Genomic DNA, 21,543 nt, shown 5'->3' on the forward strand with positions numbered 1-21,543 from the left:
GGTTAATTGATCACTGATTGTTTTACTTCAGTGGATTGGTTTAAAAAATCGCCATAAGCTTTCCCGGCTTTGGTAACAAGCGGTTGTATTGCTTTAGGGACGGCTTTAAAGAATTGTGCTTCTACCAGTAGTTTCCCTTTTTGCACGGTTCGTTTCCAGATCCCGGTTACCTGTCCGTTCACCACAATAACAGGCCGGAAGTATCCATTATTTGAGACCGCGAATTTTTTCAGATCGCCGGGGTACATGGCCGAGCGGTCTTTGTAACTGATAATGTATTCGTCGTAGGCGGGCAATAAATAAACGCTGTTTTGTTTTTTGGGCGGAACCGCAAGCGATGGGGGCAGCCAGTAGGATTGTCCGCTTATCTTCTCTTCTTGCAGCTGATCTTTTATGGCTTCCAACCCCTGCCGGGCGGTGGTAATATTTAAACCCGACCACCACACAAAATCTGAGAGCGTGGCTGGGCCATGGCTATTGAAATATTTTTGCGCCAGCAGGGCGATGGCTTCTTCTTTTTTCAGTTCTTTCTTTTTGGGCACCCACTCCTGTAACAAGGCATAAGTTGGTTCTTTCTCTTTCAGGCTGCCGCTGCAAATAAGCCCTTCCATTTCGGCCCAGAAAAAAATATGCGAGGAGCGGTTATTGTCAACAGCGATCTTTGCTTTCTTAAATTCCTGTAACAGTTCCTCGCGGGTTAAATGCCCGTGTTTTGTCAATGCCTTTTCAATAATGGAATTGGTTTTCCTGAGAACGGCCGGGGTTAGTCCCGTTTCTTTATGCCGCGCTTTAACCAGGGCTTTTAATTTGGGCGCCGATAGGGCCAGCATCCAGTAAATATCTTCTGCGGTTACCAAATGCCAGGTAGGCCGTAAGAGATGGGTTCTCAGAATTTCTCCTTTATGAATGGCGGCTTCAATAATTTTTTCAGTAGCTGATGGCAATCGAATGCCAACGGCCCATTTCGACATGTGATAATCCTGCGCCTGCATAACGCCCATCCAGGAGATAATGTCTTTCGCTTTTTTGAATTTGGTAATAGCAATTTGCTGGTTGTGTAACCTGCAATGGGTAATATCAGTTATGCTCATGTAATGTCAATAAGAAACTCAAACTTCAACCGCTTCCTTGTTGTATTTGTTGCGGTATTCAATGGGCGATAAACCGGTGATCTTCCTGAACACCGTTCTAAAGGCTTTCACATCGGAATAGCCAACATCATACATCACTTCATTCACGTTCTTGCGGCTGTTCTCCAGTTGCTTTTTAGCCGCTTCAATTTTTACGCGTTGAATATATTCGATGGGAGTGTTATTGGTGGCTTTTTTAAAGCGCCTGATAAAATGCCGTTTTCCGATGGCATATTTTACGGCCAGCTCTTCAACCGAGATGCGCTCAGTGACATTACTCTCAATAAATTCCTGGGCTTGTTTTATGGGTTCGTCCTCATGCTTTTTTTGACCGTTGAACATGATGAACGGCGACTGCGTTTTTCTGTCAATTTCCAGTGCATACACTTTGGCAGCCATGATGGCCATTTCGCGGCCGGCATGTTTTTCAACCAGGTGCAATAGCAGGTTCCAGTAGGAAGAAGCGCCGCCGCTTGAATACAACCCCTGTTGCTCCGTAACAATTCTGCCATCGACCAGGGTTACTTCGGGAAACATTTCCCGGAACTCGTTTGCCGACAGCCAGTGGCTGCTGCATTCTTTTCCATTTAATAACCCGGTAGCTGCCAATAGAAAGGCGCCAATGCATAAACTGGCCACTTCTGCACCCTGGTGAAATTGATCAATGATCCAGGGTGTGAAGCCTTCATTCTTTTTGATTGCAGCCCTCAGATCACCGCCAATGGCCGGCACCATTATGAGATCGGTCTTTTTTACATCGCCGATCAGGGCATCGGCATGAACCGTAAAAGTGCCATTGTGCAATTCAACTTCTTTGGTAAGCCCTACCAGCTGTACTTTAAAGGCTGGTGGTTTGCCGGCAGCTGCGAGGAAGTCGTTTACGCCGGTAAAAATGATCCGCGGGTCAACAATACTGGCCATCACCGCATCGTGCGGAATAAGAATGCTGATGTGTTTCATAATAATATAGCAATTTGTCGTTATTTAACAACCTGCATCCGGGGGTTATTAAGTCTGATTATCCACCCTTTATGCCTTTCCCGTTAAAGGTAAGAAACTATAAAGTCGCGAACAACCCGTCAGGAAGTCATTTTCACACTCTGTCAAACCTATTTGCCGTTGGTACCTTTGTAGCACATCACCTGATCATTAAACAAATGCTTATGAAACAGGCAATAAAAAGAAAGCGGCTTGCAGCAATTTGTTTGCCATTAACTGTAAAGGTCATTTTTAATGACAGGGGTATTGCACAAACCAGCAAACAGACGGGAATATGCGAAAAGTAATTGTATCCATGAATGTGACCCTTGATGGTTTTATGGCCGGCATTGATTGCGGGTTAGACTGGCATTTTAAAACCTGGAACGAGGAAATGGCAAGGGCAACAGCCCTGCAATTAAGTGAGGCCGATACCATTTTGCTGGGCGGCATTACTTACCGGGGCATGGCGCAATACTGGAATTCGGATCCGGTGAACATGATAAGGCCACGAACCGATCTTGATTTTGCTTCTATGTTGAACAGTTACCCCAAAGTGGTTTTCTCAAAAAGCATGACAAGTGTTAGCTGGAATAATGCCCGGCTGGCCAAAAGGAATATTGGGGAAGAAGTAAGTGAATTAAAGCACCGCAGGGGGAAAGACATGATCGTGTATGGAAGCGGAAAAATAGTAACAGCGTTAACAAAGCTTGGACTGGTTGATGAATTCAGGATGTGGGTGCACCCCGTGGTGATTGGCTGTGGTAAACCGGTGTTTAAGGAGTTGAGCGGAATACTCAATTTGAAACTGGTGAAAACAGAAGTGTTCAGCTCGGGGGTGGTGATATTGTATTATGCGGTAAAATAAAAAAGACCTGTAAGAGCTCGATCCGTTTTGCCGGGTTCCCTTACAGGTCCTTCTTGCTTGTTAATTAAAAAAATGTTCCGAAACGATCTTGCCATTCTTTACTTCGTAGGTACAAAGCTCGGTCATGTCCATATGGTCCTTGTTCTTCATAGTAACATCCATATGCATAGTGCATGCAAATGAATTACTTGCAACCATGGGTTCACTAACTTCGAGCTTTTTCATGGACTCAACCATGTTGTTCCATTGTTTACCTTTTTCAATGATGGCTTTCAATCCTTTTGTTTCTTTTTCGAAACCACCACCAGCTTGTGCTTCAATGCTCATGGCGTTTTCTGCAAACAACTCTTTTTGGGCAGTTTCAAACTCGCCCTTGCGGCATAGTTCAACCAGCCGGTTGGCAATCTGATTCGTTGTCATAGCAAAAAAATTTACTATTAAGGTACTTAAAAAACTTATGCCAATCCTCCATTGTTGATCAATTTCAGCTTTTCGGGGTCAAGCATGTTGCTGATCTCGAATATTTTATTGCTCTCAACATCAATGCCAAATACCTGGCATCCTATGAGTTTATCACCATTATAGAGCAACAAAGCCGGTTGATGATTGATCTCAGATAAGGTGAATGTTAATCCTGTATCGTATTTATGGTAAACAAAAATGAGCAGATCGGCCACTTCCTGTATACCGGTGCATTTTTTAGCAAATACCTTAATTGCTGAACCACCATCGGCATAAAAGGCAATGTCTTCTGTTAACAAACCCTCCAGCGATTTTGTATCCCTGCTCCGGATCGCATGCATGAATTTCTCCAGAATAGCCGGCGTAATACCTTCCTTTGCCGGGGCAGATACGGGGGCATGCACCGTGTCGATCTTTTGTTTGGCGCGGCTGAGCAGTTTGCGGGAATGTTCAACCGTAATAGAAAGGGTTTCTGCTATTTCTTCATGTGCATATGCAAAGGCTTCTTTTAAAATAAAGACGGCCCGCTCTTTGGCGTTTAATTGTTCTAACAAGATCAACAGCGAGTAAGAAACAATTTCGCTCAGGTTTATGTTCGTGTCTGCACCTTCCGTATCAACCGGTTCGGGCAGCCACATATCGCCCAGTTGCAATTTTTTTCTTTTGTTTTTGATATTGATCGATTGATTAATGACGCTGCGGATAAGGTAATTTTTGGGATCTTCCATGCCTTCCTTTCCGGCAGCTAAAAAATTATACAATACATCCTGTATCGCGTCCTTTGCATCTTCTGCTGTTCCCAGAATATTATACGCATAGGGGAACAGCATGTGTTGATAATCTTTCAAGTGCTCTTATTTTACGCCTTACTTTATTTGTTCAGCCAATTATACATTATTTTTTGCAATGCAGGCACCAACGCATAAACTGCAATGGGTACAACTATAGCAGTAGAGGCCAGTGTTCGCAAAGGGAGCGGATTTATTTTTTCGAAATGATTGCCAAATAACAGCGCTACTAAAGTAACAGTGGGATAAATGGCTATCCAGATGAGGATAGCCATTTTCCATTTTTTAGGTGGTTTGCTCATGGCCTGTTTGTTATAGGATTAATTAAATTGGCCAACTTTATAATTACCCGGTACAGTTTTCCATGCAACGTTAAGCCGGTTCCAGCTATTGATGTTAGCGATAGCCATAGTGAGATCGGCGATTTCCCCTTTGGTAAAATGCTGCGACAGTGTTTCAAACAACTCATCGGTAATGCCATGTTGGTGTAAGTTGGTTACCGCTTCGGTATAAGCGAGCGCAGCTCTTTCGGCCTCCGTATAATAAGGACATTCTTTCCAGGCTGGCAGTGAATACAGGCGTTGCTCGCTTTCACCCATGGCGGTGGCATCTTTGTGATGCATGTCTAAACAATAGGCACAACCATTTATTTGTGACACCCGGCATTTGATGAGTTCCAGGAGTTTATGGTCAAGGCCACATTTTTTCAAATACATCTCTGTTTTGAATAAGCCGTCGAATAAGCCTTTTGTTACGTCTGTAAATCCAATTCTTGCTTCCATTTTATTTTGTTTTATTGTTTAAAATCGATTTCCGGTAGTAAAACAAACAGGTGAAACAAAACGTGACAGGTTTGAGGGATTTTTTTTGATTAGCTAAAATTATTTGGAAATTAGTGGCAGTACAATTAGGCGGGTTGATAACCGTAAGCAGGTATAAAACAGGTTGAATTTCAAGAATTGACCATTGTCAAGAAATGAAGAAGAAGAGCACTTTAATTCGATAGATCGCTAATTAATTTAGTAAATTAGAGTTATTAATTTTTGAGGTGATGGCAAAAGAGAGTAAACCGGTGCAGCGTGATTACATATTACATCTGCAAAATCACTTTTATTAGGATAATCCCCATTGAATCTTCTATAATCCAGGTCAACTAACTATTTAAATAGCTTAAAATTAGCGTTCGCGCTGGTGCCATGGCGAAATTCCTATTGGCAATTGACATTGAAGTCATTACAACTTTCGTTAATTCCAGTACAAAAAGTTGTAATTGAAATAAAATCGCTAAATTTAGAATCAACAGCCGATTTTCAAATTGTCAAATTCGCCATATGGGATCAGTCGCGCTTCTTGTGTTGACCATTGCTGCCATTCTTTTTTCGGCCGGCGGCATACTCGTATCAAAATTTTTGGTACGGGGATCGGTGAATGCGCAAAAAGGCCAACCCTATGAATGTGGCATACCTTCTGAAGGCTCTCCCTGGAATCAGTTTAATGTTGGTTATTATCTGTTTGCCCTTTTGTTCCTGATCTTTGATGTAGAACTGATCTTCGTTTATCCCTGGGCCGTAGTAGTTAAGAAAGTTGGAATTATGGCGCTTGTTGAGATCGCCATTTTCTTTTTCATATTATTTACCGGTTTTTTATACGCACACAAGAAAGGCGCATTAAAATGGATGTAATACGGAAAACTATCTCCGTCAATGGAAAACAATTTAAATAAAGAAACAGCAACCGCATCCAACGGGAACACGGCATTCCCCGGCCAGGTACATGACCTCCCCGGGGGCGGCATCGTGATCAGTTCTTTTAACGAGATCATTAACTGGGCCCGTTCCAATTCTTTATGGCCGCTCACTTTTGCTACCAGTTGTTGTGGTATTGAAATGATGTCGGTTGCTTCCTCGAAATACGATTTCTCCCGCTTTGGATTTGAGGTGGCGCGCGCCACACCCCGCCAGGCCGATGTGATCATCATTGCCGGCACCATTGTGAATAAAATGGCGCCGGTGCTCAAACGCCTGTACGATCAAATGGCCGATCCCAAATATGTGGTCGCTATGGGCGCCTGCGCCATCAGCGGCGGTCCATTCTTCTATAATACCTATTCGGTTGTAAAAGGCGCCGATCATGTGATCCCGGTCGATGTGTACATTCCCGGTTGTCCGCCCCGGCCCGAAGCACTGTTGCATGCATTGATCACCTTGCAGCAGAAAATTAAAAGCGGATTGACCCGCGAACAAATACGGGCAGAAAAAATGCAATCATGACCAGGGAGGAATTAAAAGAAAATATCATACAGTACCGGCCCAACGCCGTTTTTGATGAAACCGGCGAATGGTTAAATGTATTTATAGAAACCGCTGACTGGAAATCCTTCGCACAATGGCTGCGGAACGATGTGTTGCAAATGGATTATTTGTTTTGCCTCACCTGCATCGACTGGTCGCAAACCGCTGCCGGCAAAACAGTGCTCACGATGGTATATCATTTTACTTCCACCACCTTCAGGCAGGCACTGGTCGTAAAAGTAAAGCTCGATAGAAATAACCCCGAAATAGCAACGGTGTCTGATATCTGGCGCACCGCCGAATTTCATGAGCGGGAAGTGTTTGACCTGTTTGGCGTGCGGTTCCTGCATCATCCCGATCTGCGGCGTTTAGTGCTGACCGATGATTTTGACGGGCATCCGTTACGAAAAGATTTCGAAGACCCGGTAAATATGATCAAACTATAAAACTGACAGTTGTACAGGGAAACTCAAATAATAAATGATGCTGCCACGCTTCCTTCCGCCGAGGGGGAGCTGGTGATCAATGTAGGGCCACAGCATCCGGCCACGCATGGCGTGCTGCACCTGGTGATCACCCTGCAGGGCGAAACCATTCAAAAAGTAGAACCGCATTTAGGCTACATCCATCGCAGCATAGAAAAAATGTGCGAAAGCCTCAGCTACCGGCAGTTCATTTATGTTACCAGCCGCATGGATTATTTATCGGCCCATATTAATAATCATGGTTGTGTGCTTTGTGTAGAAAAAGGATTGCAACTGGAAATACCACCGCGCGCCCAGGTGATCAGGGTGCTGATGGATGAGCTCACCCGTATTGCTTCGCATGAGCTGTGGTGGGGCGCCATGGCAATGGACCTCGGCGCCTTCACGCCCTTCTTTTATGCTTTTCGCGAACGCGAAACCATTAATGACATCATGGAAGAAACCTGCGGCACCCGCCTCACCATGAACTATATGGTGCCGGGTGGCGTGATGTATGATCTGCATCCCAATTTTCAAAAAAGAGTAAAAGACTTTATACAGCTTTTCAATAATAAGATCGATGAGTATGACGACCTGGTAACCGGCAATATCATTTTTCAGAACCGCACAAAAGGAGTTGGCGTGCTGTCGAAAGAAGATGCCATTTCTTTTGGTTGTACCGGGCCCGTTGGCCGGGCGAGTGGCGTGCATTGCGATATCAGGAAGTTGTATCCTTATGAAGTGTACGACAACCTATCGTTTGATGAAATTGTTGAAACTGCTGGTGACAGTTATGCCCGTTACCTGGTGCGCATAAAAGAATTGCGTCAATCGATCCGCATCATTGAACAATTGATAGATAATATTCCCGAAGGCGATTTTCAGGCAAAGACCAAGGCCGTGTTGAAATTGCCCAGGGGCGAGTTTTATTCAAGGGTAGAAACTGCGCGCGGCGAGTTGGGCGTGTTTATCGTGAGTGAAGGCGCCACCACACCGTATCGTATTAAATTCAGATCACCGGGGTTTTCGAATTTGTCGGCACTCGATCATATGAGCCGGGGCAGTAAGATAGGTGACCTGATGGCGATAATGGGAACATTAGATTTGGTGATACCTGACATTGACAGGTAAATTCGGTTCATATAAGTTTACGAAGTAGGAAGTAAGAAGTACGAAGATTGGCGTTTAAGTGAAAGTCGTGAAGAAAAAAAATTAGGAAATATTCTTACCTCATACTTCTTACTTCAATTTGTTTGAAGCAGGATGTAGAAATCAAAACAATGTTTAGCTTAGAATATATTACAGATTCAATTCAACACTGGTTGTACAGCACGTTCAACCCAACCATGGCATTGCTGTTGGAATGCCTTATCATCATATTACTGGTGACCGCGTTTTTTGGAGTACTGGGTCTGGTGTTGGTGTTGATGGAAAGAAAAGTGGCGGCCCGCATGCAGATCCGCCTCGGGCCAAACCGGGTAGGTCCCAAAGGGATGTTGCAAACCACTGCCGATACAATAAAGCTGATGATGAAAGAAGGGCTTACGCCCGATGGGGCCGATAAATTCCTGTTCAACCTGGCGCCCTTTATTGTAATGATCGCCGCCATGCTGGTACTGGCCCCCATTGCATTTGCCAAAGGTTTTCAGATCTGGGACATTAATATAGGTGTACTATATGTGTCGGCTGTGTCGTCAGTTTCGGTGATCGGCATTTTGATGGCCGGTTGGGCCAGCAATAACAAGTATTCTTTACTGGGCGCCATGCGCAGCGGCGCACAGATCGTTAGTTATGAATTGTCGGCCGGGTTGTCGATCATCTCTATTGTTGTGCTGTCGGGAAGTTTACAGATCTCGGAGATCATAGCTTCGCAACAAACCGGCTGGTGGTTATTTCGCGGACATATTCCTGTCATTATCGCATTTGTGATCTTTATTATTGCGGTGACCGCCGAAACCAATCGCGCCCCGTTCGACCTCGCTGAAGCAGAATCGGAATTAACGGCGGGGTTTCATACCGAATATTCGGGAATGAAGTTCGCGCTGTTCTTCCTGGCTGAATACATCAACATTTTCATAGTGTGCGCCATTGGCGCCACCTTGTTCCTGGGTGGCTGGATGCCCTTGCACATTGGTCATTGGAAAGGGTTTAATCATATTATGGATTATATCCCTTCTTCGGTATGGTTCCTGGGCAAAACATTTTTCCTGATCTTTTTGATCATGTGGTTCCGCTGGACGTTTCCCCGCCTGCGGGTTGATCAGTTGCTGAGCCTGGAATGGAAGTACCTATTACCTATCAGTATGTTCAACCTGTTGCTGGTAACCCTGATCGCGATCATGGGGTGGCATTTTTAAGCCACTCAGTCTCCGCCAACCGGCGGGGAGTAAAACAAGAAGAGTATGTTTATTAAAGATTACATATCGGATGTATATAACGCAGTTACCTCGTTGCTGAAAGGAATGAGAACTACAGGCGGCTATTTCATAAGGCCCAAAGAGATCATTACCCAGCAGTATCCCGATAACCGGGCGCAAATGAAATTGCCCGAGCGCTTCCGGGGCGAAGTGGTGATGTCGCACGACGAAAACAACGAACATGCCTGTACGGGTTGCACGGCTTGTGAACTGGCTTGCCCCAATGCGACCATCAAGATCGTTACCAAATTTGATACAACACCCGAAGGCAAGAAGAAAAAAGCACTGGATACTTTTGTATATCACCTGGAGCTGTGCACCATGTGTAATTTATGTGTAGAGGCTTGCCCCACCAGCGCCATCAAAATGGCCCAAACCTTTGAACACAGTGTGTACGACCGCAACCAGTTGTTGAAGAAATTAAATAACCCGGGGTCAAAGTTGCGGGCCGGTGTTGAGTAAAATACTGACTATTGAATAATAATTATGAACGGTTCACAGATCATATTCTATCTTATTTCAGCCTTTATACTGGGTACGGCCGTTTTGGCGGTCACCACCAGCAAGATCTTCCGTTCGGCTATCTGGCTGTTGTTTAGCCTGGTGGGCGTGGCGGCCCTGTATTTCTGGATGCAGGTAGAATTTGTTGCAGCTGTTCAAATCATTGTATATGTAGGTGGGGTAGTGGTGCTCATCATCTTCTCCATATTTCTTACGCAGCAATCGGGCAGCGAAATGCCAAAGCCCTCGTTGAAACGCCTGCTGTTTGCTGTATTGGCGGTGTTATTTGGTTTTGCCTTTACATATAATATCATTGCTCAATATGGATTTACACCTGCCGTGGTGAAACCATTTACTGTACCGGTAACCGCTATTGGCGAACAAATGCTCGATACCAAACAATATGGTTTTGTGCTGCCGTTTGAAGTAGTAAGCATGTTGTTGCTGGCAGCCATGATCGGTTGTATTGTTATTGCCATGCGGTGGGCCCCCAAAGGAAAACCGGTACAAAAGCCACCTTATCCCGGCATGAATGGAAAAAGCGCCAATATTCCAGCTATTTCAAAAGAGACAATGGAGGAAAAAATACCATGAGCAGCATTCCATTGACACATATCCTGTTTGTTAGTACGGCCTTATTTTTTATTGGCATGTACGGCCTGTTCACCCGGCGCAACCTCATCACCATGCTGATGTCAATTGAGCTGATCCTGAATAGTGTGAACATCAATTTTGTAGCATTCAATAAATACCTGTACCCCGACAAACTCAATGGTGTTTTCTTTTCCCTGTTTATAATAACGATTGCCGCTGCAGAAGCTGCGGTAGCGATTGCGATAATCATTAACCTGTACCGAAGCCATCGCTCAATAGATGTGGAAGAAACGCAGGAAATGAAATATTGACCCCGCTTTCTCCGCCAGTTGGCGGATTCAGCGGGCAAAGCATGATCAAATGAACTATTCATCATACATAGCACTCATTCCATTATTACCGCTGGCAGGTTTTGTATTGCTCGGCCTGTTTGGGCAGCGGCGTTTCTCCAAATCAGCGGGCATACTGGGCACACTCATTTTGCTGGCAGCAACGGTGCTGGCATTTTATACGGCGTACAATTATTTCTTTGTGAGCGGAAAAGTGAACGGCGTTTATCAGCCGGTGATTGCCTTACAATATACCTGGCTGCAGTTCAGCCCCGGCATGTCGATCGATATGGGCATATTGCTCGATCCGGCCTCGGTGATGATGCTGGTGGTGGTAACATTTGTATCGCTGATGGTGCATGTATTTAGTTTGGGCTATATGAAAGGAGAGAACCGGTTTGCTACCTATTATGCATTTTTGGGGTTGTTTACTTTTTCCATGCTGGGGCTGGTGCTTTCAACCAATATTTTTCAGATCTATATCTTTTGGGAACTGGTGGGCGTATCTTCCTTTTTGCTCATCGGTTTTTATTATGATAGGCCGGCAGCAGTGGCAGCAGCTAAAAAAGCATTTATCGTTACCCGCTTTGCCGATCTGGGATTTTTGATTGGCATATTGATCCTTGCATTTTATAGCGGCACGCTTGATTTTGGTACAATGATACAACGATTAACAGCAGGCGACTCCTCGCAATTGGCGCAAATGACGGGAAGCACATTCCTGGGTATTTCTATATTAAGCTGGGCGCTTACCCTGGTGTTTATGGGTGGCGCCGGCAAATCGGCCATGTTCCCCCTGCACATCTGGTTACCCGATGCTATGGAAGGGCCTACCCCCGTATCGGCATTGATACATGCGGCTACCATGGTGGTGGCCGGTGTGTATTTGGTAGCGCGTTTGTATCCCATTTATCAGCTCAATGTTTCGGTGCTGCAATTGATAACCTGGGTTGGTGCCATCTCGGCTTTTCTCGCCGCCATCATTGCCTGTACTCAAACAGATATAAAACGGGTGCTGGCTTATTCAACCATTTCACAGATCGGGTATATGTTGTTTGCATTGGGCGTGCCGGCGTATAGTATAAGCAGCGGTACCGGCTATACTGCTTCGCTCTTTCACCTCTTTACGCATGCCTTCTTTAAATCATTGCTGTTCCTCGGTGCGGGCGCCGTTATACATTTTATTCATACCAATGAAATGGGCCAAATGGGTGGTCTGCGAAAGTTGATGCCATTGACGCATCTTACGTTCCTCATTGCCTGCCTGGCCATTGCCGGGATACCACCTTTTGCCGGGTTCTTTAGTAAGGAAGAAATTTTGATGACCGCCTGGCAAAGCAACCGGACTATTTATTATATAGCGCTGATCACCTCGGGCATTACCGCCTTTTATATGTTCCGCCTGTATTTCTGTATTTTCTGGAACAAGCCATCCACCCATCACAATGATCATGGAGAAGGCGCTTTGAATATGAAGCTGCCATTGGCGTTATTAGGCGTAGCTGCGGTTGTGGTTGGCTTCATTCCCTTCTCCCAATATGTACCGGTTGATGGGCGGGCGAAAGAAATGACTATACCCATCTCCTTTTCAATTGCACCGGTGGCTGTTGCCCTTGCAGGCATAGGCATCGCCTGGGCATTGTATTATAAAGAAAACCAACGGCCGCAACAACTGGCAGCTGCATTTGGTGGCTTGTATAACACCATTCGCCGCAAATTCTATTTCGATGAATTGTACCTGTTCATCACCAAAAAGATCATCTTTAATGGTATTGCGAAACCCGCCGCATGGATCGATAAGTATGTAGTGGATGGATTGATGAACGGATTGGGCATTGCCACCACCCGCGTATCGGAAAGCATAAAAGCATTACAATCGGGCCGGGTACAGGCCTATGCTATATACTTTTTTGGAGGGGTCATTGCTTTGGCTGTGGTTTTTATCTATTGGTGGAAGTAAGCAAATGTGCTAATAAGATAATTTGATAATGTGATAATGGAAAGCCATTGACCATTCACCATTGACGACTTTATTCATGAATTCACGAATCAAAACAAATTATGTCGTTATCATTACTCATCATATTACCACTCATTACGGCACTCGTGCTGTTGTTTTGTAATGGGGCAAAACAGGTACGTGCCATGGCATTAAGTGGTGCGGTGATGCAATTGGTGCTTGCGTTCATTTTATTGTTTGAATACTGGCAACAAAGGACCACAGGCAACCCGGGCATCATGTTGTTTGAAGAAGATCATTTGTGGTTTACGCCGTTGAATATTCATTATCATGTTGGTGTTGATGGCATTTCCATTGCCATGATCCTGTTAACAGCTTTTGTAACTGTTGCCGGTATACTGGTTTCCTGGTCAATGGAAAAGCTCAATAAAGAATTTTTCTTTCTGTTGACCCTGTTAAGTATGGGCGCTTATGGGTTTTTTATTTCGCTCGATCTGTTCACGCTGTTCTTTTTCCTGGAAGTAGCGGTGATCCCCAAATTCTTACTTATTGGTATCTGGGGCAGCGGCCGCGCAGCGTACAGCGCCATGAAACTGGCGCTGATGTTAATGGGCGGCAGTGCGCTTGTTTTTGTTGGGTTGGCAGGCATTTATTTTAATACGCAAACAACCGGTGGTACACACACATTTGATCTGCTGCAGATAGCGCAACTGCATATTCCGGTTGAAGCACAAAAGATCTTCTTTCCGTTTGCCTTTGCAGGCTTTGGCGTTTTCACGGCGTTGTTCCCCTTTCATACCTGGGTTCCCGATGGACACTCATCGGCCCCTACAGCGGCTTCTATGTTCCTGGCCGGCATTTCTATGAAGCTGGGCGGTTATGGATGTTTGCGGGTAGCCACCTTGCTGATGCCCGATGCCGCACACTATTATTCAGGCATTATTATTCTGCTGGCTACTATAGCGATCATCTATGGCGCCTTCGCCACTATGATGCAAACCGATCTCAAGTATATCAACGCGTATTCATCGGTAAGCCATTGCGGTTTTGTGTTGTTGGGAATAGGTATGCTAACGAAAACTGCTGTTATGGGGGCCGTAATGCAAATGGTGTCGCATGGGTTAATGACAGCCCTTTTCTTCGCGGCCATTGGCATGTTGTACGACAGAACCCATACGCGGCAGGTGGCGCAACTGGGCGGCTTATTAAAAGTAATGCCCTTTATTGCTGCGGTGTTTGTGATTGCCGGTTTGTGTTCATTGGGTTTACCGGGCCTGAGTGGCTTTGTTGCTGAAGTAACTGTCTTTATGGGCGCCTGGCAAAATGCAGATACGCTATACCGGTTGGCCACCATACTGGCCTGCGCTTCCATTGTGGTCACCGCCGTTTATATTCTGCGGGCCATGGGCAAAGTGATCATGGGACCATTGCAGGTAGAAGGAAGCGGAATAACTGCGCAACCCGGCGCGTTACTGGCCGATGCGGGTTGGAATGAAAAAATAGCGGCCGGCTTATTAATCATTGGAATTTTAGCGATTGGCATTGCACCATTCTGGTTAACGGAACTGATCACAAAATAACTAATTGTATGGCAGGTGATTTTTTTATACTCATGAAGCACGAGCTCATCATTACCGTGATCATCTTCACGCTCTTGCTGTTAAAGATCGGCAGCGATCTTTCTAATAAAAGCCTGCTGAACCTGGTGAATGGATTGTTATTGCTGAACCTGGCCGCAGGTTTTATCGGCAACCAGCCGGGTATGTTGTTCAATGAAATGTTCCTGACCAATCCATTGATCGTACTCGAAAAAAATATCCTGAGCCTGGGTACATTGATCGTTTCGCTGCAATCGGCTTCCTGGCTAAAGCAGCATGAGCATGTGGCGGAGTTTTACATTTTATTATTGTGCACCCTGCTTGGCATGTTCTTTATGATCTCTGCCGGCAACCTGTTGATGTTTTATGTGGGGTTGGAGCTATCGAGCATTCCTTTAGCCGCCATGGCCAATTTCGATCTGGGTAAAAGGAAGTCCTCTGAAGCCGCTATGAAGTTTATTATTTCCTCGGCATTTGCTTCGGGTTTATTACTATTTGGCATTTCCCTGGTGTATGGCGCAACTGGCACGCTCACCTTCAGCGAAATGGCTTCGCATATAAATGGCAGTCCCTTACACATTTTTGCATTCGTTCTATTGCTGGCCGGTTTTGGCTTCAAGATCTCCGTTGTTCCATTTCATTTATGGACCGCCGATGTGTATGAAGGAGCGCCCGTGGCAGTTACTTCCTGGCTCTCGGTGATCTCAAAAGGATCGGTGCTGTTTGTGTTTATCTCCGTTTTATATACCGTGTTCAAACCAATGGCCGCCACCTGGTATAATATGTTGTTTGTGTTGTCGGTACTGACGATCTTCACGGGAAACCTGTTTGCGATTCGGCAAAATAATATCAAACGGTTCTTAGCATTTTCTTCCATTGCACAAATAGGATTTATACTGGTGGGTATAACCGGAAGCTCACAGCTGGGCACGGCATCGCTTGTTTATTTTGTGCTCATTTATGTATTCTCGAACCTGGCGGCATTTGGCGTGGTGGCCCTGGTAAGCGCGCTTACCGGCCGCGAGCAGGTAAGTGATTACAAGGGCTTTTATAAAACCAATCCCGTATTATCGTGGGTGCTCACCATTGCTTTATTTTCACTGGCCGGCGTACCGCCTACTGCGGGGTTCTTTGGCAAGTTTTTTCTGTTGTTATCGGGCGCGGGAAAAGGCAATTATGTGTTGATCACGATTGCGGCGCTGAACATGATCATCTCATTTTATTATTACCTGCGCATCGTAAAAGCGATCTTTATGGATGCCAATGAGCAACCTATTGAACGGCTCACCATTCCCGGTTACCCCAAACTCGCTATGATCATTTGTGTGGCGGGTATTATAGTAACAGGGTTGGTTGGGTATGTGTATGATTATATACATTCATTGAGTTTCGGTTTTTAATTATAGAAGCACTGTTTATGGCGATAAATAAAAATCATGAGTTTGAAGAACTGAATGGCGTTAAATGCGCCATAGTGGAAAAGAATGCGTCGCAACAACGTGTCGATTTTTTACAACCATTGCTTGAGTTCAATAAGTACACAGTGATAGTGATGGCCTCACCTGCACCGAAGGCCGCTGCACCAGCTGCCGCTTCAACCGCTAATGCCGAAACAACAACCGAAGCGGCGCCCCTGCCGCCTGCTACCTTTACCATTGGCGTTACTGATGTTACCTTCAATGCCACCAATGCAGTCTTTGGAAGATTGTTAAAAACACCCGGTGGGCGGGTTGTTACGTTGGCGTACTGGCAGCAAAAGGAAACCATCAGCCGCGATGATGTGCCTTACTTTGCAAAGAAGTAATGTGTGTTTATAACTCATGCGTTGAGTATTACTACTGCATCATAAGTATCTCTACTTGATCTTCGTCAAAGAATTATACTTACTACTAATGTGGTATTGGTTGCGTTACATGCAGCCGTTACTTTTGCATTCGATTGCAGCATCGAATAATTACCGCGCTTTATGGATCTGATCAGGTAGCTGATCATTCTGCATCAGCAGGGTTCACTGATTATTAGCAACAAACATTTTAATAAAGGAATGGGTAGCCATTACACTAATGGCTTACTGGTATCTTATTGTATCAAACTCTTAAAACATTGTAAAGGTCATGAAATCGTTTTTGAAAAAAGGATCACTCGTTCTCTTATGCTCATTATTGTCGTTTCAGGCGATTGTTTCGCAATGGGTGGCAAGGCATAACTTAAGCCCGGCGCAATACCAGGCTGCATTTGATGAGTTCGTAAAACAAGGGTACCGGTTGTCGACGGTAAGCGGTTATACCTGTGGCGGACAGGAGCGTTATATTGCGTTATGGGAGAAGAAGTCGGGGCCCGAATGGGCTGCACGCCATGGGTTATCAGGCGCCGATTATCAGGCAGCTTTCGATGACTTCGCTAAAAAAGGATTCCGGCTTACGCATGTAAGTGGCTATGGCGTAGGCAACCAGGCGAAGTTTGCCGCCATCTGGGAAAAGGCATCGGGCCCGGCATGGGCTGCCCGGCATAACTTAACAGCGGCCCAGTATCAGCAGGCATTTGACGATTTCTCAAAACAAGGCTATCGCCTGCTGCATGTGAGTGGCTATGTTGTGAACAACGTAGAATATTTTGCAGGTATTTGGGAGAAGAGTGCCGGTAATGCGTACATCGCCCGTCATAATCTAACTTCCAGCCAATACCAGCAGGCGTTTAATGATTTCACCAAACAAGGCTATGTATTAAAAACAGTAAGTGGCTATACAAAGAATGGCACTAACCTGTATGCAGCTATCTGGGAAAAAGAGAGCAGTCCGCTATGGGCAGCCCGGCATGGCGTAAGCAATGGCAATTACCAGTATGTATTCGACAATATGTATTACCAGGGTTACAAACCGGTGTATGTAAATGCGTATACTTCAGGCAATAGCTGTGAATACAATGCCATTTGGACCAACACCAACATGAAAGGCGCCGATATCGCTGCCATTGATGATGCGGTTAACCAATACATGAGCAGTCAGAGTGTAAAGGGATTGTCGATCGCGATCTGTAAAGATGGAAGACTGGTATTTGCAAAAGGCTACGGGTACGCCGATGCCGCCAATGGTGAAGAAATGTCGCCCGACCAGCCGCTGCGCATTATGAGCATTTCAAAACCGGTTACCTCGGTGGGTGTAATGACCTTGCTCGATCAGCATAAGATCTCGTTAGACAAGCCTGTGTTCGGGCCCAACAGCATTCTCGGTTCAAAATACGCCACGCCTTCAGGAAAGGAAAAACTCAACAGGATCACCGTGCGCCAGTTACTGAACCATACTTCAGGTTTGCGCACCTGCAATGGAGAATCCGTTTTCTGGGACCAGAATAAAACGCCCGATGACGCCATGAATGTATTGTTGAATTCAGCTGATCTCATTACTACTGATACTTCTTCGCAATGGATCTATTCAAATACCAACTTCTTTATTCTGGCACGGGTTATTGAACAGGTGAGCGGACAATCATACGAAAATTTCATCCGCAATAACGTACTCAATAAATGCGGTATTGGCAATACGATGTATGTGGGCGAAGCCTCGGGCAATGCAAAAAGCGGCGAAGCAACTTATACCCCAATGGATAAAATGAACCTGCAACTGTGGGCCGGTTTTGGCGGCTGGGTGGCGCGCCCCATCGATCTGTTAAAATTCCTGAACCGCGTTGATGGTACTGCTATTCCAAGTGATATCATTACAGCCCCTACGCAAACAACCATGACAACCGGTTCGGCTTTGAAAGTGAGCTATGGCTGTGGTTGGAACGTTTCGGGCCTGTTGCAAAACCACAACGGTTGTTTTGATGGTACGCGGTCGTTCCTGGTTGAACTGGGTAATGGGCTTAGCTATTCCGTGATCGTTAATAACAACCCTTCGAATGATGGTTGCGGCTGGACGATGAAAGGTGCCATTGAAGCCGGTTTAGGTAAGGTGTCGGGTTATCCTTCGTACGATCTGTTTTAAATTAGAGTTTCTCCCGTTAATAAAAATACCGTCCTGGCTTAACCGGGACGGTATTCTTTTTATAATCGAATGCTATTATAACGCTTCAATAGACACTGACGTTGTTTTTGCTTTTTTGTCGTAGGTAGCAACCATTACGTGGCCTTCTTTGGCAGGAAACAGGTTGGTACGGATATTACCCGATCTGTGCGGAACGGTACGCATTACTTTTTTCTGATTCACATTATATACAAATACGTCCCTGAAATCATCGATGATCATGTAGTTCGATTTGGTATCGGGGTTAGAAACCAGGTAAAACCCTCTTTTGTCGTACATAGAAACAGGCATTACACCCGGATAATCGCCGGTATTATTGGCAGGAATGAAATTGTCGACCGAAATAGCGCCTTTCTCAGTTTGTTTCATCAATACGGCGTCTTTCACCAGGCCCTTGGTATAACCGGTGCTGGCAATGATAATGGGGGGTACAACAAATGGAATGGTGGCTATCGTAAAGAACATGGAACCCCATCTGGCTTTCCTGATAATGGTTGAACCGGCAAAATAGGTATTGCCCTCATAATCCCTGAACGACCGCACAAATCTTGGATAGGTGTTGTTGTCAACGAAATGTCCTTTGCGGGTGATGAAAGATTGCTGGCCCTCGTTCCAGTAAGAAAATATTTCCTGCACCTCCGATTTTTTGGTGCCATTTATATTGATCGTATAAACGCCGCTGTAAGGCCCGCGGGCCAGGTGTTTGGCAGAATAATATTGATTGCCGTGGTTCGCATCAATAACATAACCGGCAATAAAAGGCTTACCGCTAACGGGGTCATTGTCGAAGGTGATCACTTTTAAAGCATTGCCCTGTTTGTCTTTCAAGGTGTATTTGGGATAAACCGTTCCATCGGTTACATCATAGCCTAATAATTCGAACCCGCCTTCTTCCATTCTATCTTTTTTCTTCACCATTAAATAGATGCCCTGTTTGGAGGCCAGCAAACCAAAGGCCTGTGCCTGCTCGCTGGTATTTTTTTGCCAGGTTATTTCACCGGCCGGGTTAAAGATCAGCAGGTTACTTTTACGGTCGTCGCCATAAAAGCAGGCAAAACCTTTTTGCGGAATATTACTTAATTGCAGTGAATGTTTCAGGCTCCCAATGGCGTCATAACCATCATACCAGTAATTATTGGGGCGGGGAGTCATTTGTATTTCATAGGAGTTTGATTTTATGATCTTGCCATCCAAACCCAGGAATTGTAAGAACACGGCTGATTTTTCATTTTGCAACCCTTCGGTGTATGCCTTCCTGCTCTTATAGCTATTACCGAAAAAAGTACTCTTTATATACGCCAGGCACAATACATCCTGTTCAAAGCTTACTGCCTGCAGCGAAAGTTTAATTTCCCTGAAATTAATGGTGCCGATGTCATTGAGGTTTTCGTCCATTATACTGATCCTGTAATTGAACGAATCGGCGCTTGCTTTTTCGAGCTGGGTAAATACAAGATAACCTACGAGATTATTATCCTGCCTGATCGTTTTTACTTCTGAAGACATGTCTTCACTTACTTCTCTGAAAACTTTTGTTTGCGCATGGCCATAACATACGATAAACAGCATTAGTAGTGCTGATAACGTTTTTTTCATTTGTAGTTGTTTGTTATAAGGTTGAATTTGAATAGTTATTTGGTTTCGAAGTTCTGCGTGAGCTCGCAATACATGCTGCCTGAATTGGCGACGTCGAATTCCTTAGCGGCCCTTGCCTTGTTCTTCTCAGAATTATCGGGGTCAAGCGCCAGGGTGTACAGGAAGCTTTTTAATGCTCTTTCACTGGCGGGCATTATTTTCCAGAAACCTGCCTCCTGTATTACTTTACAGTATTGTTCCAGCTTATCGCGGGGTATTTGTTCCAGCATGGTTTGCAGCTCATAATAGTCCTGGGAGATCAATTCCTTTTGGGTAACGCCAATGGCATTGAACCGGTGCAATTCGCGGTCGGCGTAATATAATCCGGTAATGATATTATGGATCATGAAATCGTACCACTCATCCTTATTGCCATTGTCTTTTTCCATCAAAATGCGGTATAAACAAGGGGTAAGGCTCATGTTGGAATACATATTCCAGATAAGCATTTTATTGGCCTTGTCGTGTATATTTGCCGGTATGGCGTTATAGATGCCCTGGCTAACGGTAAATGGTTTTGTTTTATTATACCGTTCAACGCACTCGGGGTGGGTCTTTAACGAATCTTCAATGCCCGAGGTATCCCTGAAGCTATAGGCTCTTGTTGACAGTCCCTTCGATCGTTTTCTGGTCCAGCTGTCGTCAAAAGAAAGATTATAGGTAATGAAATACTGTTTAACGGGATTCTTTAAATGATGCTGATAAATGTTGTCCGAACTATCTAACCGCAGAAAGAAATCGGCGTTGAAGGTGATATTGCTTTTTTTCAACAGAATAATAGCCAGCGAATCGGCATCGCTTTCATGGTAACGTTGGTGTTTGCTTCGGCTGAACGAATAATTTTCAAGTACTTTTTTCAGCCGCGACAGTCTTTCATATTTTGAATTTAACACGGCGTTCAGTGACTGCTGGTATTCATCTGAACTCAGCCATTCGGCCCGTTGTTTCATGGCTGTTTCAGGATGGGTGAGAATATTGTGCGATAATTCGTGTGCAATGGCCAGCGACAATTCTTCCCTAGACTGCGAGAACACAATAAGGCCCAGGTTAACGGCAATGATATTATTACCGATGGCATATGCGTTGGCCGATGAGCTTCTGTCGATCAGCAACAGGGGCTTCTGGGGTATAATTTGTTTATTGGCCTGTACCAGCTGGTTAATGATGCCATCTACATAGCTGTACACTTCATTGTCATGCACATAGTTGTCGGCTTCAATGGCCCGGGTTATAAACTGGGTCCTTTCATCCCATATTTCCTTATATTTTTTCTGGGTGTTCTTATCCTTGTAAATAGCCGGGCATACCCATGCTTTCGTCAATGAATCTTTTTGCTTTTGATAATAGGCATGCGAAAGGTCCTGATAGCTGTACAATAATTTCGTTTGGGAAACTACAGGTATTGAAATAATAGTAAGAATGAAAGTAATTAAGGGATTAACGCGATACATTGGATACGTTTTAAACGAACACCGGTTAGTTACGCAAAAATACTAAGAAAGAAAG

At 44.9% G+C, this 21,543-nt stretch carries 22 protein-coding genes; 14 read left to right on the forward strand and 8 right to left on the reverse strand.

The window, feature by feature from the left end:
* Window positions 1-2: 2 nt before the first annotated feature.
* Together A3860_RS26295 and A3860_RS26300 are read right to left on the reverse strand one after the other, a co-directional pair.
* The gene (locus tag A3860_RS26295) at window positions 3-1,091 is read right to left on the reverse strand and encodes a winged helix DNA-binding domain-containing protein (RefSeq protein ID WP_081151806.1); all 1,089 of its coding nucleotides are present in this window, start codon (window positions 1,089-1,091) and stop codon (window positions 3-5) included.
* Between the two features lie 18 nt (window positions 1,092-1,109).
* Window positions 1,110-2,090 (reverse strand): GlxA family transcriptional regulator, encoded by a 981-nt coding sequence (locus A3860_RS26300; protein WP_081151808.1) that lies wholly within the window; start codon window positions 2,088-2,090, stop codon window positions 1,110-1,112.
* 313 nt (window positions 2,091-2,403) lie between these two features.
* On the opposite strand from A3860_RS26300, the gene A3860_RS26305 reads away from it, so the two are divergent.
* A complete protein-coding gene (locus A3860_RS26305) occupies window positions 2,404-2,976 on the forward strand; it encodes a dihydrofolate reductase family protein (RefSeq protein ID WP_081151811.1) in 573 nt (190 codons plus the stop codon).
* 60 nt (window positions 2,977-3,036) lie between these two features.
* Here the strand turns inward: A3860_RS26305 and A3860_RS26310 are convergent, their stop codons facing one another.
* The 4 genes from A3860_RS26310 to A3860_RS26325 are packed head-to-tail and all read right to left on the reverse strand — an operon-like array spanning window position 3,037 to window position 5,008.
* On the reverse strand, window positions 3,037-3,396 hold the full coding sequence (locus tag A3860_RS26310; protein WP_081151813.1) for a SnoaL-like domain-containing protein: 360 nt from the start codon (window positions 3,394-3,396) through the stop codon (window positions 3,037-3,039).
* A gap of 35 nt (window positions 3,397-3,431) precedes the next feature.
* Window positions 3,432-4,286, reverse strand: a complete 855-nt coding sequence (locus A3860_RS26315) for a sigma-70 family RNA polymerase sigma factor (protein ID WP_245843631.1) — start codon at window positions 4,284-4,286, stop codon at window positions 3,432-3,434.
* Between the two features lie 23 nt (window positions 4,287-4,309).
* Window positions 4,310-4,528 carry a hypothetical protein gene (locus tag A3860_RS26320; RefSeq protein ID WP_081151818.1) on the reverse strand — a complete coding sequence of 73 codons (219 nt, stop codon included), beginning with the start codon at window positions 4,526-4,528 and terminating at the stop codon, window positions 4,310-4,312.
* An 18-nt stretch (window positions 4,529-4,546) separates the two neighbouring features.
* Window positions 4,547-5,008: a carboxymuconolactone decarboxylase family protein gene (locus tag A3860_RS26325; protein WP_081151821.1), complete on the reverse strand. Its 462-nt coding sequence runs from the start codon at window positions 5,006-5,008 to the stop codon at window positions 4,547-4,549.
* 549 nt (window positions 5,009-5,557) lie between these two features.
* Here A3860_RS26325 and A3860_RS26330 point away from each other — a divergent pair.
* From A3860_RS26330 to A3860_RS26390, 13 genes are all read left to right on the forward strand, one after another.
* On the forward strand, window positions 5,558-5,908 hold the full coding sequence (locus tag A3860_RS26330) for an NADH-quinone oxidoreductase subunit A (RefSeq protein WP_081151823.1): 351 nt from the start codon (window positions 5,558-5,560) through the stop codon (window positions 5,906-5,908).
* Window positions 5,909-5,929: 21 nt separating this feature from the next.
* On the forward strand, window positions 5,930-6,496 hold the full coding sequence (locus A3860_RS26335; RefSeq protein WP_081151826.1) for an NADH-quinone oxidoreductase subunit B: 567 nt from the start codon (window positions 5,930-5,932) through the stop codon (window positions 6,494-6,496).
* Window positions 6,493-6,963 (forward strand): NADH-quinone oxidoreductase subunit C, encoded by a 471-nt coding sequence (locus A3860_RS26340; RefSeq protein WP_081151829.1) that lies wholly within the window; start codon window positions 6,493-6,495, stop codon window positions 6,961-6,963. The genes A3860_RS26335 and A3860_RS26340 overlap by 4 nt, the downstream gene beginning before the upstream one ends.
* Before the next feature lie 9 nt (window positions 6,964-6,972).
* Window positions 6,973-8,112, forward strand: coding sequence for an NADH-quinone oxidoreductase subunit D (locus tag A3860_RS26345; RefSeq protein WP_081151832.1), 1,140 nt, complete (start codon window positions 6,973-6,975; stop codon window positions 8,110-8,112).
* A gap of 149 nt (window positions 8,113-8,261) precedes the next feature.
* The gene (nuoH, locus tag A3860_RS26350; RefSeq protein ID WP_081151835.1) at window positions 8,262-9,338 is read left to right on the forward strand and encodes an NADH-quinone oxidoreductase subunit NuoH; all 1,077 of its coding nucleotides are present in this window, start codon (window positions 8,262-8,264) and stop codon (window positions 9,336-9,338) included.
* Window positions 9,339-9,383: 45 nt separating this feature from the next.
* Entirely contained in the window at window positions 9,384-9,860 is a 477-nt protein-coding gene (locus A3860_RS26355; protein ID WP_081151838.1) for a 4Fe-4S binding protein, read from the forward strand.
* A 24-nt stretch (window positions 9,861-9,884) separates the two neighbouring features.
* Window positions 9,885-10,493 (forward strand): NADH-quinone oxidoreductase subunit J family protein, encoded by a 609-nt coding sequence (locus A3860_RS26360; RefSeq protein WP_081151841.1) that lies wholly within the window; start codon window positions 9,885-9,887, stop codon window positions 10,491-10,493.
* The gene (gene nuoK, locus A3860_RS26365; protein ID WP_081151843.1) at window positions 10,490-10,804 is read left to right on the forward strand and encodes an NADH-quinone oxidoreductase subunit NuoK; all 315 of its coding nucleotides are present in this window, start codon (window positions 10,490-10,492) and stop codon (window positions 10,802-10,804) included. Before A3860_RS26360 ends, nuoK begins: the two co-directional genes overlap by 4 nt.
* Window positions 10,805-10,853: 49 nt before the next feature.
* Window positions 10,854-12,782, forward strand: a complete 1,929-nt coding sequence (gene nuoL / locus A3860_RS26370) for an NADH-quinone oxidoreductase subunit L (RefSeq protein ID WP_081151846.1) — start codon at window positions 10,854-10,856, stop codon at window positions 12,780-12,782.
* Between the two features lie 101 nt (window positions 12,783-12,883).
* Window positions 12,884-14,362, forward strand: a complete 1,479-nt coding sequence (locus A3860_RS26375; RefSeq protein WP_081151849.1) for a complex I subunit 4 family protein — start codon at window positions 12,884-12,886, stop codon at window positions 14,360-14,362.
* An 8-nt stretch (window positions 14,363-14,370) separates the two neighbouring features.
* Window positions 14,371-15,780, forward strand: coding sequence for an NADH-quinone oxidoreductase subunit N (locus tag A3860_RS26380; RefSeq protein ID WP_081151852.1), 1,410 nt, complete (start codon window positions 14,371-14,373; stop codon window positions 15,778-15,780).
* Between the two features lie 17 nt (window positions 15,781-15,797).
* Complete coding sequence (locus tag A3860_RS26385) at window positions 15,798-16,184, forward strand: hypothetical protein (RefSeq protein WP_081151854.1); 387 nt, start codon at window positions 15,798-15,800, stop codon at window positions 16,182-16,184.
* A 310-nt stretch (window positions 16,185-16,494) separates the two neighbouring features.
* Window positions 16,495-18,363, forward strand: a complete 1,869-nt coding sequence (locus A3860_RS26390; RefSeq protein WP_081151857.1) for a serine hydrolase — start codon at window positions 16,495-16,497, stop codon at window positions 18,361-18,363.
* A gap of 75 nt (window positions 18,364-18,438) precedes the next feature.
* Here A3860_RS26390 and A3860_RS26395 read toward each other — a convergent pair whose 3' ends face one another.
* Window positions 18,439-19,998: a DUF6770 family protein gene (locus A3860_RS26395; protein ID WP_143774269.1), complete on the reverse strand. Its 1,560-nt coding sequence runs from the start codon at window positions 19,996-19,998 to the stop codon at window positions 18,439-18,441.
* 35 nt (window positions 19,999-20,033) lie between these two features.
* On the reverse strand, window positions 20,034-21,488 hold the full coding sequence (locus A3860_RS26400) for a M48 family metalloprotease (RefSeq protein WP_081151863.1): 1,455 nt from the start codon (window positions 21,486-21,488) through the stop codon (window positions 20,034-20,036).
* Window positions 21,489-21,543: the final 55 nt, after the last annotated feature.

The sequence above is a fragment of the Niastella vici genome, from assembly GCF_002077945.1.
Classification (GTDB): Bacteria; Bacteroidota; Bacteroidia; order Chitinophagales; family Chitinophagaceae; genus Niastella; species Niastella vici.

Excerpts from the sequence above, each read along its gene's own strand:
- A3860_RS26360 (WP_081151841.1), top strand. The coding sequence starts at position 9,885 with ATGAACGGTTCACAGATCATATTCTATCTTATTTCAGCCTTTATACTG.
- nuoH (WP_081151835.1), top strand. The coding sequence starts at position 8,262 with ATGTTTAGCTTAGAATATATTACAGATTCAATTCAACACTGGTTGTAC.
- A3860_RS26310 (WP_081151813.1), bottom strand. The coding sequence starts at position 3,396 with ATGACAACGAATCAGATTGCCAACCGGCTGGTTGAACTATGCCGCAAG.
- A3860_RS26305 (WP_081151811.1), top strand. The coding sequence starts at position 2,404 with ATGCGAAAAGTAATTGTATCCATGAATGTGACCCTTGATGGTTTTATG.
- A3860_RS26375 (WP_081151849.1), top strand. The coding sequence starts at position 12,884 with ATGTCGTTATCATTACTCATCATATTACCACTCATTACGGCACTCGTG.
- nuoK (WP_081151843.1), top strand. The coding sequence starts at position 10,490 with ATGAGCAGCATTCCATTGACACATATCCTGTTTGTTAGTACGGCCTTA.
- A3860_RS26385 (WP_081151854.1), top strand. The coding sequence starts at position 15,798 with ATGGCGATAAATAAAAATCATGAGTTTGAAGAACTGAATGGCGTTAAA.
- A3860_RS26355 (WP_081151838.1), top strand. The coding sequence starts at position 9,384 with ATGTTTATTAAAGATTACATATCGGATGTATATAACGCAGTTACCTCG.
- A3860_RS26295 (WP_081151806.1), bottom strand. The coding sequence starts at position 1,091 with ATGAGCATAACTGATATTACCCATTGCAGGTTACACAACCAGCAAATT.
- nuoL (WP_081151846.1), top strand. The coding sequence starts at position 10,854 with ATGAACTATTCATCATACATAGCACTCATTCCATTATTACCGCTGGCA.
- A3860_RS26320 (WP_081151818.1), bottom strand. The coding sequence starts at position 4,528 with ATGAGCAAACCACCTAAAAAATGGAAAATGGCTATCCTCATCTGGATA.
- A3860_RS26400 (WP_081151863.1), bottom strand. The coding sequence starts at position 21,488 with ATGTATCGCGTTAATCCCTTAATTACTTTCATTCTTACTATTATTTCA.
- A3860_RS26380 (WP_081151852.1), top strand. The coding sequence starts at position 14,371 with ATGGCAGGTGATTTTTTTATACTCATGAAGCACGAGCTCATCATTACC.
- A3860_RS26330 (WP_081151823.1), top strand. The coding sequence starts at position 5,558 with ATGGGATCAGTCGCGCTTCTTGTGTTGACCATTGCTGCCATTCTTTTT.
- A3860_RS26395 (WP_143774269.1), bottom strand. The coding sequence starts at position 19,998 with ATGAAAAAAACGTTATCAGCACTACTAATGCTGTTTATCGTATGTTAT.
- A3860_RS26300 (WP_081151808.1), bottom strand. The coding sequence starts at position 2,090 with ATGAAACACATCAGCATTCTTATTCCGCACGATGCGGTGATGGCCAGT.
- A3860_RS26335 (WP_081151826.1), top strand. The coding sequence starts at position 5,930 with ATGGAAAACAATTTAAATAAAGAAACAGCAACCGCATCCAACGGGAAC.
- A3860_RS26325 (WP_081151821.1), bottom strand. The coding sequence starts at position 5,008 with ATGGAAGCAAGAATTGGATTTACAGACGTAACAAAAGGCTTATTCGAC.
- A3860_RS26340 (WP_081151829.1), top strand. The coding sequence starts at position 6,493 with ATGACCAGGGAGGAATTAAAAGAAAATATCATACAGTACCGGCCCAAC.
- A3860_RS26390 (WP_081151857.1), top strand. The coding sequence starts at position 16,495 with ATGAAATCGTTTTTGAAAAAAGGATCACTCGTTCTCTTATGCTCATTA.